Source organism: Buttiauxella cochleicola, from assembly GCF_021282435.1.
Lineage (GTDB): Bacteria > Pseudomonadota > Gammaproteobacteria > Enterobacterales > Enterobacteriaceae > Buttiauxella > Buttiauxella massiliensis.
On record NZ_JAJSOT010000001.1, the window covers coordinates 64,579 to 77,001 of the forward strand.

General features: G+C 49.6%; 12 protein-coding genes and 1 pseudogene. 9 read left to right on the plus strand and 4 right to left on the minus strand.

What is annotated here, in order from left to right; all coding sequences use genetic code 11:
* Positions 1 to 35: 35 nt before the first annotated feature.
* The 5 genes from LVQ77_RS00315 (at position 36) to LVQ77_RS00335 (ending at position 2,958) form a co-directional block, all read left to right on the plus strand.
* Complete coding sequence (locus LVQ77_RS00315) at positions 36 to 1,103, plus strand: lytic murein transglycosylase (protein ID WP_232903344.1); 1,068 nt, start codon at positions 36 to 38, stop codon at positions 1,101 to 1,103.
* A gap of 78 nt (positions 1,104 to 1,181) precedes the next feature.
* Positions 1,182 to 1,841, plus strand: a complete 660-nt coding sequence (locus LVQ77_RS00320) for a fumarylacetoacetate hydrolase family protein (protein WP_151994540.1) — start codon at positions 1,182 to 1,184, stop codon at positions 1,839 to 1,841.
* Positions 1,842 to 1,931: 90 nt separating this feature from the next.
* On the plus strand, positions 1,932 to 2,378 hold the full coding sequence (gene ycgN, locus LVQ77_RS00325; RefSeq protein ID WP_064511840.1) for a cysteine cluster protein YcgN: 447 nt from the start codon (positions 1,932 to 1,934) through the stop codon (positions 2,376 to 2,378).
* Between the two features lie 95 nt (positions 2,379 to 2,473).
* The gene (gene ymcF, locus LVQ77_RS00330; RefSeq protein WP_370644967.1) at positions 2,474 to 2,650 is read left to right on the plus strand and encodes a cold shock small protein YmcF; all 177 of its coding nucleotides are present in this window, start codon (positions 2,474 to 2,476) and stop codon (positions 2,648 to 2,650) included.
* 71 nt (positions 2,651 to 2,721) lie between these two features.
* The gene (locus LVQ77_RS00335) at positions 2,722 to 2,958 is read left to right on the plus strand and encodes a putative hemolysin (protein WP_151994539.1); all 237 of its coding nucleotides are present in this window, start codon (positions 2,722 to 2,724) and stop codon (positions 2,956 to 2,958) included.
* A gap of 48 nt (positions 2,959 to 3,006) precedes the next feature.
* Here LVQ77_RS00335 and dsbB read toward each other — a convergent pair whose 3' ends face one another.
* Both dsbB and nhaB read right to left on the minus strand, forming a co-directional pair.
* Positions 3,007 to 3,537 carry a disulfide bond formation protein DsbB gene (gene dsbB, locus LVQ77_RS00340; protein ID WP_232863428.1) on the minus strand — a complete coding sequence of 177 codons (531 nt, stop codon included), beginning with the start codon at positions 3,535 to 3,537 and terminating at the stop codon, positions 3,007 to 3,009.
* A 144-nt stretch (positions 3,538 to 3,681) separates the two neighbouring features.
* A complete protein-coding gene (nhaB, locus tag LVQ77_RS00345) occupies positions 3,682 to 5,247 on the minus strand; it encodes a Na(+)/H(+) antiporter NhaB (RefSeq protein WP_232903345.1) in 1,566 nt (521 codons plus the stop codon).
* Positions 5,248 to 5,545: 298 nt separating this feature from the next.
* On the opposite strand from nhaB, the gene fadR reads away from it, so the two are divergent.
* Positions 5,546 to 6,265, plus strand: a complete 720-nt coding sequence (gene fadR / locus LVQ77_RS00350; protein WP_232863430.1) for a fatty acid metabolism transcriptional regulator FadR — start codon at positions 5,546 to 5,548, stop codon at positions 6,263 to 6,265.
* A 64-nt stretch (positions 6,266 to 6,329) separates the two neighbouring features.
* Here the strand turns inward: fadR and LVQ77_RS00355 are convergent, their stop codons facing one another.
* A complete protein-coding gene (locus tag LVQ77_RS00355; protein ID WP_064546553.1) occupies positions 6,330 to 7,865 on the minus strand; it encodes a SpoVR family protein in 1,536 nt (511 codons plus the stop codon).
* A gap of 326 nt (positions 7,866 to 8,191) precedes the next feature.
* Between LVQ77_RS00355 and LVQ77_RS00360 the strand changes: the two genes are divergently transcribed.
* From LVQ77_RS00360 to LVQ77_RS22425, 3 genes and pseudogenes are all read left to right on the plus strand, one after another.
* Positions 8,192 to 9,490, plus strand: coding sequence for a D-amino acid dehydrogenase (locus LVQ77_RS00360; RefSeq protein ID WP_232903346.1), 1,299 nt, complete (start codon positions 8,192 to 8,194; stop codon positions 9,488 to 9,490).
* 20 nt (positions 9,491 to 9,510) lie between these two features.
* Complete coding sequence (gene dadX / locus LVQ77_RS00365) at positions 9,511 to 10,584, plus strand: catabolic alanine racemase DadX (protein ID WP_232903347.1); 1,074 nt, start codon at positions 9,511 to 9,513, stop codon at positions 10,582 to 10,584.
* Positions 10,542 to 10,733: pseudogene (locus LVQ77_RS22425) on the plus strand (hypothetical protein); the annotation flags it as partial. The gene dadX and the pseudogene LVQ77_RS22425, both read left to right, overlap by 43 nt.
* Here the strand turns inward: LVQ77_RS22425 and LVQ77_RS00370 are convergent.
* Complete coding sequence (locus LVQ77_RS00370; protein WP_232903348.1) at positions 10,662 to 12,392, minus strand: potassium/proton antiporter; 1,731 nt, start codon at positions 12,390 to 12,392, stop codon at positions 10,662 to 10,664. The pseudogene LVQ77_RS22425 and the gene LVQ77_RS00370 sit on opposite strands and share 72 nt — an antisense overlap.
* Between the last annotated feature and the right edge of the window lie 31 nt (positions 12,393 to 12,423).

Consider the following 12,423-nt stretch of genomic DNA (forward strand, 5'->3'; position numbering starts at 1 on the left):
GATGATATTTAGAACAAATAACCGCGGGGAAAAAGATGAACACTCCAGCAATTTGTTTGACCGTCATCACCTTTATGTTGACTAGTTTTAGCGCTCTATCTTCTGACGAGCAGGCGCAATCCATTGTTAATCCCTCAGTTGCGACGCAGCCAGAGACTACGCCTGCACCTACAACGCTTGCGCAGCAAGGGCGAAACCCCGCGGAATTTCCGGCCTTTGTTGAGACACTAAAAGAACAAGCCCGCCTCCAGGGAATTAGCGATAGCACCATCAACAAGGCATTCGCCAGCATTCATTTCGTTGATCGGGTCATCAAATCCGACCAGAGCCAGCTTGAAAAGAAAATCATGCTGGATGAATATCTCTCTCGGGTGATTACGCCACAAAAGATTGAACAAGCACGCGCGCAGTATCAGCTGCACCGAAATGAATTAGAAGCCATCAGCAATCGTACTGGTGTACAAAGTCAGTACATCGTTGCTCTGTGGGCGATGGAAAGCCATTTTGGCGAAATTCAGGGTAAAGAGGACATCGTTTCTGCGCTGGCAACGCTGGCATTTGAAGGGCGGCGTGAAGCGTTCTTTACCAAAGAGTTGATGGCTGCATTAAAAATTCTCGACCAGGGCCATATCACCGTGCAAGAGCTTAAAGGTTCATGGGCGGGGGCAATGGGGCAAAGCCAATTTATGCCAAGTTCCTATTTGCGCTATGGCGCGGATGGTGATGGTGATGGGAAAGTTGATATCTGGACTAACATCAGTGACGTTTTTGCTTCAACCGCTAATTATCTGGAGACTGAAGGATGGAAGGCGGGTGGAGAATGGGGCAGAGAAGTCACGCTTCCCGAAGGTTTCGATAGGTCGCTTGCCGGAACCAAAACAGATCAGGGTAAAACAGTCAGCCAATGGCAAAAATTAGGTATCACGTTAAAAGACGCAACCACGCCACCTGCACCTACTCGAAAAGCCTGGATTATCACGCCTGATGACAACCTGGGGCGCTCGTTCCTTGTCTACAATAACTTTCGTACCATCATGCACTGGAACCGCTCTTACTACTTTGCGATAAGCATCGGTACCATGGCAGATGCGATTGCACAATAACTCTTACACGTCGGTATTCAGCCGCAATTTTTTTCTCTAGTATCAAAGGTAATTAACACAACGACGCAGAGGAAAGGCATGTATCAGCATCATAACTGGCAGGGTGCGCTGCTGGATTTTCCGGTCAGCAAAGTAGTGTGTGTAGGCAGTAACTACGCAAAACATATCAAAGAGATGGGCAGTGCAACGCCGGAAGAGCCGGTGTTGTTTATTAAGCCCGAAAGCGCGTTGTGTGATATTCGCCAGCCGCTGGTTCTACCCCAAGGTTTGGGGTCGGTGCATCATGAAGTTGAGCTCGCGATTCTGATTGGATCTACGCTTAGACAGGCTACAGATGAGCATGTTACCAAGGCCATTGCGGGATATGGCATAGCGCTTGATCTGACGCTTCGTGACTTGCAGGGGAAATTAAAAAAAGCGGGTCAACCCTGGGAAAAAGCGAAAGGGTTTGACAATTCCTGCCCGATTTCTGGGTTTATTCCAGCCAGCGAGTTTAACTGCGATGCGCAAAATACGCCTATTGCATTAAAGATCAATGGCGAAGTTCGCCAGCAGGGCAGTACTTCAGACATGATCCATAAGATCGTGCCTTTGATTGCTTATATGAGCCGCTTTTTCACCTTACGAGCCGGTGATGTGATCCTCACCGGAACACCGGAGGGTGTGGGGCCGCTTGTGAGTGGCGACGAACTCGAAGTTAGCTTCGCAGACCGCAACTTAACCACCCGCGTTCTATAATCAATTTGCCGCCATAGGGCGGCAAAACTTGCATCTGTGTCCCAGACTGTTTATAAGGTGCGCTTGTTTTTTTATTACCGGACAAACATCATGACTACAGCACCGTTCTGGCAGCGCAAAACTCTTGACGAAATGAGTGACACAGAGTGGGAATCACTTTGTGATGGCTGCGGCCAGTGCTGTCTGCATAAATTGATGGATGAAGACTCGGATGAAATTTACTTCACCAACGTCGCCTGTAAGCAATTAAACATCAAAACTTGTCAGTGTAAAAACTACGAACGCCGCTTTGAGTATGAGCCAGACTGCATCAAGTTGACTCGTGATAACTTGCCAACCTTTGAGTGGTTACCGCACTCATGCGCGTACCGCCTATTGGCTGAAGGCAAGGACTTACCGGTATGGCATCCCTTGTTGACAGGTTCAAAAGCCGCAATGCATGGTGAACGGATTTCTGTGCGCCATATTGCAGTGAAAGAGTCAGAAGTAACTGACTGGCAAGATCATATATTAAACAAACCTGAGTGGGCAGACTAAACCACCAGCTTCGAGAAAGAACACAAAAATAAATCGTACAAAACGAAATATTTATGATACGGTGTTCTTTCAATAACAAATAAAAGTAGGTTTTTATCCAGTATTTAACATTTAAGTGTCCGTCATGTGGCGGTTCACAGTATCGCACCTCCCCTTACGATGTCCGAGAAACAAATCCCTATGGCGCTGTTTGTATCTTCTGTAAATCAGGGATGCACCTTCTTCATCGTCCGATGAGTGCGATTCATCAATATAGTGTAGCTGCTCGCTAAGAGCGAATTGCGCTGGTTTTGCTTTCCCCACTTCTGCACTGTTAACATTCAGCCTCCATAACGGAGGAATAATGAAAAAAATAACATTACTAATTGGGGCAATAATCCTCAGCGGCTGTTCATCGCCTGAGCCCGTGGCACCTAAACCGCCGCAGGTTATCGGCATGCCGAACCCGGCGTCAGTTTACTGCAAAGACAAAGGCGGTGAATTGAGAACGGTGAAAACCGATCTGGGTGAGCGTGGCGATTGCATATTGCCAAGTGGCGAGCGAATAGATCAGTGGACGCTTTATCGTCGCGACCACTAATAATAAAAAAAACCGCCGAGGCGGTTTTTTTATTTCTGCAAGATGAGATTAGCGACCGAACAGATCACGGCGTTTAGGTTTGAAAGGCTGAGCAATCAATACCAGCACGGCAATTACCAGGAAAATAGCAAAAATTCCCACCAACCACTGCACCATATCCAGCGTGAGGAATTCCCACTGGCGCACTGAACAGTCACCTGTTGCCACAAACACTGACGGTAACCACTTATCAAGCGGCAACCAGCTTGGGAAACGCGCGGCAAAGTCACAAGTCACAAACGGGGAAGGGTGAAGCTGAAGCATGGTGTGTTCCCACGCTAATTGCAGACCTTTCCCTGCACTGTAGATCCAAAGCGCAATTCCGGCATAACGCAGCGGTGTTTTTGGCGCAATGGCACCGACAATCCCTGCACCCATAATGCCAAACAGTGCGCAACGCTCGTAAATACACATAACACAAGGTTTCAGCATCATGACGTGCTGGAACCACAATGCCACCATTTCCAGGGCAAAGGCTGTTAATGCCAGTAGAAGCCAGGCACCGCGCCCACGGGAGCATTGGTTTAAATATCGCAACATAATCAGTATCCCTGCAGCATGCGTTGAGTCGGCAGTGTAAACGAATTCGATTTCTGCGCCAGTACGCACATCAAAATAACACGCTAATTGAATGTTATTCAGACAAATAAGGTAAACGGGCGCTATACCGCCCGTTAGAATAACTTAATGCGGTATGGCGTTCATCAACGGTGATGAAATCCAGCCGGCATGCAGCATCCATTCGGTTGCGGGTACGAGGCTAAATTCAACACCTAACAATCCAACGATGGTCAATACCAGCGTATACGGTAGAGCCATCAGCACCATACGGCCATAAGAAAGACGAATCAGCGGAGCCAGCGCGGATGTGAGCAGGAATAAGAAGGCTGCCTGGCCATTTGGTGTAGCAACTGACGGCAAGTTAGTACCGGTGTTAATCGCCACTGCCAGTAACTCAAACTGCTTGAGGTCAATAATGCCGCTGGTTAGTGCAGTTTTCGCTTCGTTGATATAGACGGTGCCGACAAACACGTTATCGGAAATCGATGAAAGGATGCCGTTAAATAAATAGAACAGCGCCAGTTGCGAATGTGGTTCGGCCTGCAATACAAACTGAATAACAGGTGTAAACAGATGCTGGTCAATTATCACGGCGACTACCGCAAAGAACACGGTCAGCAGGGCGGTAAACGGCAGCGCTTCGGTAAAGGCTTTGCCTATCTGGTGCTCATCAGTCACACCACATAATGAGGTGGCAAAAATAATCACTGAGAGGCCAATTAACCCTACTTCGGCTAAATGGAGTGCCAGAGCAATCACCAGCCAGATACCAATCAGTGCCTGAACGATCAGTTTTACACGATCCTGACGGGTGCGTTTTTGCGCACTTTTAGTGTCGTAGTCTTGCAAAATCCCACGTACCTTTTCTGGCAGTTTCTCACCGTAACCGAGTATTTTAGTGGACTCCAGCAATACACAAGTGAGTAAGCCGCAGATAAGAACCGGAATGGTCACCGGGGCCATACGCAGGAAGAAATCGCCAAAGTGCCAGCCAGCATTTTTCGCAATAATCAGGTTTTGCGGCTCGCCGACCATCGTCATCACACCACCCAGCGCGGTGCCCACACCAGCATGCATCATCAGGCTACGTAGGAAAGCGCGGAATTGCTCGAGTGTGCTGCGAGTGTCGGAATCAAGTTGGGTGTCATCCTTAATACCATCTTCAAGATCGCCAGTCGACGCGACGCGGTGGTAGATGTCATAGAAGCCAACCGCCACGCTGATGACTACAGCGACGACGGTAAGAGCATCGAGGAAGGCCGATAAAAATGCGGCTGCGATACAAAATGCGAGGGAGAGCAGAATCTTTGAGCGAATGCCGAGCAGGAGTTTGGTAAACACCAACAGCAGGAGCTGTTTCATGAAATAGATGCCCGCAACCATAAATATCAGTAGCAGCAACACTTCAAGATTTGATGCAATTTCTGCACGTACATGGTCTGGCGTTGTCATTCCAATGAACACGGCTTCAATAGCCAGCAACCCGCCAGGTAGTAGCGGATAACATTTCAGAGCCATTGCCAGAGTGAATATAAACTCGGCAACCAACATCCAGCCTGCAACGAATGGACTTACGAACCAGAATATTAAAGGATTTATGACTAAGAAAGTCAGTAAAGTCAGCTTATACCAATTAGGTGACTGACCTAAAAAGTTGCGAAAAAGCGCACGCCCCGTAGACATTTCCATCGTAGAATTTTCATGCTCCAGTTATCCGTAATATCTCAAAGTGCAGGCGAAGTGATACTTTCTCCCCAAAACTTAAAACAGAAATATTTCGGATAAAGATAAAGTTGCGTCAATTGAGTTGTTTCAGGTTACCTGCGCATAAGATATCAATCAAGGTATAGGAATATTCTTTGGTTGTGCGATGCTCTGCAAAATTAAACCATGATTCCAAATTTGGCGCCCCTCGCTGCTACCTGCGCCGCATGGCATCTGGTATGATGAGTCTCTTTAGCAAAACCTGTGTAATGGAAAGCATACTATGGTCATTAAGGCGCAGAGCCCGGCGGGTTTCGCGGAAGAATACATCATCGAAAGTATCTGGAATAACCGCTTTGCCCCGGGAACAATTCTTCCTGCTGAGCGTGAGTTATCTGAGCTAATCGGTGTGACCCGTACCACATTGCGCGAGGTGCTTCAGCGCCTGGCGCGTGATGGCTGGTTAACGATTCAGCATGGCAAGCCGACCAAAGTGAATAACTTCTGGGAAACCTCCGGTTTAAACATTCTGGAAACTCTGGCGCGTCTCGATCATGACAGCGTGCCGCAGTTGATTGATAACCTGCTGTCAGTGCGAACTAACATTGCGACCATCTTTATTCGTACTGCTGTTCGCCAGCATCCGGATAAAGCGCAAGAAGTGTTGGCTACCGCAAACAGCGTTGAAGATCACGCTGATGCGTTCGCTAAGCTTGATTACAACATTTTCCGTGGTCTTGCTTTTGCTTCCGGCAACCCAATTTACGGGCTGATCCTCAATGGAATGAAAGGATTGTATACCCGCATCGGTCGTCACTACTTCTCAAGTCCTGAAGCGCGCAGTCTGGCGTTAGGTTTCTACCATCGTCTGGCGGAAATTTGCCAACAAGGTTTGCACGATCAGGTATTTGATACTGTTCGTACCTACGGGCGTGAAAGTGGTGAAATCTGGCATCGGATGCAGAAAAACCTACCGGGTGATTTGGCAATGCACACCCGTTAATCTGGCCATGTCATCACCATCTGTAAAATGAAAAACGCTTCCTTCGGGAAGCGTTTTTTTATGCTTACAAACTATTGAGTCGCGGTGGGCAACGTTCGAGTAACTCAACGCTGCCATCTTCGTTTTGCTGTTCAAGCGTTACGTCAAAGCCCCACAAACGATGTACATGTTTGAGAACCTCACGACGCCCTTTATCTAGCGGAGCACGGTTATGCGGGATATAGCGCAGCGTCAGCGAGCGGTCGCCGCGTAAATCAACGTTCCAGACCTGAATATTAGGTTCAAGGTTACTGAGATTGTACTGTGCAGAAAGCTCAGCACGAATCTTGCGATAACCCTCCTCATTGTGAATCGCCGCAATTTCCAGATAGTTATTGCGGTCGTCATCCAGCACCGTAAACAGGCGGAAATCACGCATCAGTTTTGGCGACAGGAATTGGCTGATAAAACTTTCATCTTTGAAATCACGCATCGCGAAATGCAGCGTTTCCAGCCAGTCTTTGCCCGCAATATCCGGGAACCAGTAGCGGTCTTCTTCGGTCGGCGACTGGCAAATACGCTTGATGTCCTGGAACATGGCAAAACCCAGTGCATATGGGTTGATGCCGCTGTACCAAGGGCTATTGTACGGTGGCTGGAATACCACATTGGTATGGCTATGCAGGAACTCAAGCATAAAGCGGTCAGTCACTTTTCCTTCATCGTACAGATGGTTAAGGATGGTGTAGTGCCAGAACGTCGCCCAGCCTTCGTTCATTACCTGGGTCTGTTTTTGTGGATAGAAGTACTGGCTAACCTTACGCACAATGCGCAAAATCTCACGCTGCCAGGACTCCAACAACGGCGCATTCTTTTCCATAAAATAGAGCAGGTTTTCTTGTGGCTCTGAAGGGTAACGACGCGCTTCGGCAACCGTTTTTTCTTCTTCACGGCGTGGTAGGGTACGCCACAAGGTGTTCACCTGGCTTTGCAGGTACTCCTCACGACTTTTCTGCCGCGCAGTCTCTTCCTGCAACGAAATTTTTTGTGGGCGTTTATAACGGTCAACGCCATAGTTCATCAGCGCATGGCAGGAGTCGAGCAGGCGCTCCACTTCGTCCACGCCATAACGCTCTTCGCATTCGGTAATGTATTTACGGGCGAAGATCAGGTAATCGATAATCGAACTGGCATCGGTCCAACTGCGGAACAGATAGTTGTTTTTGAAGAATGAGTTATGCCCATAACAGGCATGGGCGATCACCAGCGCCTGCATCGTAATTGTGTTTTCTTCCATCAGATAGGCGATGCACGGGTTGGAGTTGATCACTATCTCGTAGGCCAACCCCTGTTGCCCATGTTTGTATAGCCGCTCCGTTTCAATGAATTTCTTACCAAACGACCAGTGCGGATAGTTAATCGGCATCCCAACGCTCGAATAGGCATCCATCATTTGTTCGGAGGTAATCACTTCAATTTGATGAGGATAAGTCTCCAGCCGATAGAGTTTGGCAACACGATCTATCTCGGCGAGGTAGACATCAAGCAGCTCGAACGTCCAGTCAGGTCCATCACTTAGACGTTTAGAATCCTTTGTGGCGGAATCAGTAACAATAGCCATCAGCGCGCCCTCATTGTTGGCGGCTCTCTCTGGATGGAAAGCCTCACTTTCAAGAATAGACAACTCCTGAAACTTAGCAGCGGCAAGCAAAATTTTTTCGACGCGATTAACGTATTTCAATGCCCCGCGTTTAACTCAATAAGTAGCATAATATTTTGTAGAAAATATTTTACCAGGCAGGAGATTCTAATTATCGATATGCGGCGATAACGGGGCAGGATGTGAGGAAAGTCACTATAACAAAGCCATATGTTGAATAACATTTTCAACTGAGTTATCAATTTGTAATCAGAAGATTATTCTTTTAGCTAAATGGTGGAATCGGTATGCGAGTTGTGGTGCTGGGAAGTGGCGTAGTCGGAGTCAGCAGTGCCTGGTATTTACGCCAGGCTGGGCATGATGTCACGGTTATCGACAGGGAAGCGGGGCCGGCAATGGAAACCAGTGCGGCGAATGCCGGGCAAATTTCACCGGGCTATGCCGCTCCGTGGGCGGCCCCAGGTGTGCCACTTAAAGCGATTAAATGGATGTTCCAACGCCATGCGCCGCTGGCGATAAGCCTCGACGGTACGCAATTCCAGCTCAAGTGGATGCTGCAAATGCTGCGCAACTGCGACATGCGTCATTACATTGAAAACAAAGGCCGTATGGTGCGCCTCGCGGAATACAGCCGTGATTGTCTGAAAGAGTTGCGACATACCACCAATATTCAATACGAAGGACGGCAGGGCGGCACGCTGCAACTGTTCCGTACCGCTCAGCAGTATGAAAATGCCGCCAAAGATATTGCAGTACTCGAAGATGCTGGCGTGCCATATCAATTGCTTGAGGCAAGCCGTTTAGCCGAAGTTGAACCCGCGCTAGCTGATGTAGCTCATAAGCTCACAGGCGGCTTGCGCTTACCGAATGATGAAACTGGCGACTGCCAGCTATTTACGCAAAACCTGGCTCAGATGGCGGCAGAGGCCGGTGTTGAGTTCCGTTTCAATACTTCGGTTGATCGTCTGTTGTACGAAGGCCAAAGTATTTACGGCGTGCAGTGCGGCAAAGAGGTCGTGAAGGCCGATGCTTACGTCGTTGCTTTCGGGTCATACTCCACCGGCCTATTGAAAAATATCGTTGATATTCCTGTCTATCCACTCAAAGGTTATTCGCTGACTATCCCCATTGCTGATGAGCAAGGCGCACCTGTTTCGACTATTCTCGATGAGACATACAAAATTGCTATCACGCGTTTTGACAAGCGTATTCGCGTTGGCGGAATGGCAGAAATTGTCGGCTTCAATACGGAATTGCTACAACCACGCCGCGAAACCCTGGAAATGGTGGTTCGTGATTTGTACCCGCGTGGAGGGCATGTTGAGCAAGCCACATTCTGGACGGGCCTGCGCCCAATGACGCCAGACGGTACGCCAATTGTTGGGCGTACACCGTTCAAAAATCTTTGGCTTAACACCGGGCACGGGACGTTAGGCTGGACGATGGCCTGTGGCTCGGGCCAGATGCTCAGCGACTTAATTTCAGGAACAACGCCCGCCATTCCCTTTGACGATCTCGCGGTTGCGCGTTACTCCCCAGGTTTTAGCCCGACGGGCTCGCAGCGTTTGCATAACGCTCATAATTAAATTTGAACAAGGAGAGGACAATGCCCCGTCCTGTTGTTGCGACGCTGAATCTCAGCGCGCTACGTAACAATTTAAATGTTGTTCGCCAGGCAGCTCCTCATTCGCGTGTCTGGTCGGTGGTTAAAGCGAATGCTTACGGTCATGGAATTGAGCGTATCTGGTCGTCGTTAAGGGAAACCGATGGTTTCGCGATGCTTAATGTTGAAGAGGCGATCCTGCTGCGTGAGCTAGGTTGGAAAGGACCGATTTTGATGCTGGAAGGGTTTTTCCATGCCGACGAGTTGCCGCTATTTGACCAGTATCGTTTGACCACCAGCCTGCACAGTAACTGGCAGGTAAAAGCTTTAGCTAATGCCAAACTCAATGCACCGCTGGATGTTTACCTGAAGATGAATAGCGGAATGAACCGCCTCGGGTTCAGCCCTGACCGCGTGCATTCTATCTGGCAGCAACTGCGTGTTATCCCAAACGTCGGTCAACTTACGTTGATGGCGCACTTTGCTGATGCAGAACAACCTGATGGCATCATTGAACCAATGAAGCGGGTAGTGCAGGCGGCTGAAGGTTTAGATTGCCCGCGCTCGCTCTCTAATTCGGCGGCAACGCTGTGGCACCCGGAAGCGCATTTCGACTGGGTGCGTCCAGGGATCATCTTGTATGGCGCATCGCCGAGCGGGCAGTGGTGTGATGTTGCCACCAGCGGCCTGCAACCGGTCATGAGTCTACAAAGTGAAATTATTGGCGTTCAGAACCTTAAACCGGGCGATACAGTGGGTTATGGCAGCCGTTATCGGGCAAGCGGTGAACAGCGCATTGGTGTAGTGGCCTGTGGTTATGCCGATGGTTATCCGCGTATCGCGCCGACGGGCACGCCAGTGCGCGTTGACGGCGTGCTGACTCACACTGTCGGTGCCATTTCCATGGATATGTTGACCGTAGATCTCACGCCTTGCCCGAATGCCGGGATTGGTAGTCCGGTCGAACTGTGGGGCAACACGGTGAAAATTGATGATGTGGCTCATGCCGCGGGAACGGTGGGATACGAATTAATGTGCGCTCTGGCACCGCGCGTGCCAGTAGTTACAACATCCTGATTATTGTTGCATTAACGCTCTTTTGCACATCGGTATTGGTATGGCGGGTAAGTTACATTACCCGCCATATTGTTTTATTACTCTGTCTCTTCACTCTCGACGCGCACACCAATCTTACGCACCTGGTTATCTTCTTTCTCGGCCACTGTCCATATCATGCCCGCGAACTCCACCTGGTCACCCACCACCGGCGCGCCGCCTAACATGCCCACCACAAACTCACCCAATGTTTGTCGAGTATTGACGTTATCATCAAGTTCAAGGCCGTAAATGGTCGCGACATCGCCAAACTGGGCGCTGGCTTCGAGAATAAAATCACCGAAGAAGCGTTGGTCGAGTGCCACTGGTGGCGACTGGCTAAACATCTTACCCAGAGCCGGTAAGTCGCGCTCACGACCAATGACGCAGAGCACATCACCCACTTGCAAACGCGTGCGGTCGCCTGGTTGCATCAGAACATTGTCACGGAACAAGGCGGCAATTCGTGTGTCTTTCGGCATTTTCAGATCCCGCAAAGAGGCACCGATGCACCATTTGTCTTCGCTAAGCTGATAAACGAACTGCTCCCAAGGGTTTTCCGGATGAATATCCAGGCCAACACGGGATACAGGCCAGCCGACAGGCGGAACCACAACTTTGGCTTTTTTCGCCGCCCAACCGAGTGACGTGCCTTGTAATAACAGCGACACCAGGACCACAAAGAAGGCGACATTAAAGAACAGGCGCGCATTTTCAAGGCCCGCCATCATCGGGAATACAGCAAGGATGATGGGCACCGCGCCACGCAGGCCGACCCAACTGATAAACACACGCTCGCGCAGGTTAAATCCACGGAACGGCAACAAGCCGAGGAACACAGACAATGGACGAGCAAAGAAAATCATCCAGACAGACAGCAGCAGTGCCGGAATGGCAATCGGCAACAGATCGGTTGGATTGACCAGCAAGCCCAGCACCAGGAACATGCCAATTTGCGCAAACCACGCCAGTCCATCAAAGTTTTGCAAGATGCCAAAACGACTGCGAATAGGGCGGTTGCCAAGCACGAAACCGCACAAATAGACCGCCAGAATACCGCTGCCGTTTAATGCGGTGGTGATGCCAAATACCATAATCCCACCGCTTAATGCCAGCAGTGGATACAACCCCTGCGGCAGGGTAATACGGTTGATCATTTGCAACAGCAAATATCCGCCGCCAAGGCCAAGCACAATGCCCAGACCAAACTGCTGAATAATATCCACCAGGAACATCCAGCTCAGGCCGGTTTGCCCATGCTGAATCATCTCGATAAGCGTGATGGTTAAAAACACCGCCATTGGGTCGTTACTGCCGGACTCAATTTCGAGCGTTGCGCCGACACGTTCGTTCAGCCCTTTGCCGCCGAGCAGCGAGAACACGGCTGCCGCATCGGTTGAGCCGACGATGGCTCCAATCAGCAAGCCTTCAATTAAATTGAGATTAAACAGCCAGGCTGCAGCCATGCCAGTCAAGCCTGAGGTGATGAGAACACCAACTGTGGCAAGTGATAGTGCGGGGCCAAGGGCTACGCGAAAGGAGCTCGCCTGGGTGCGCATGCCGCCATCAAGCAGAATCACCGCCAGCGCCAGGTTACTGATTAAATAAGCGAAAGGATAATTATCAAACGGAATGCCGCCAATACCATCGATCCCCGCCAACATACCAATAGCGAGGAAGATAACCAGAATGGGGATACCAAGACGAGAGGAAAATGAACTTAATAAGATGCTACAAGTTACCAGTACGGAACCTAAAATAAACAGACTGACTATTGCCCCTGCGTCCAAAATTATCTTTCTCCTTTGCGCCTGTATCTAT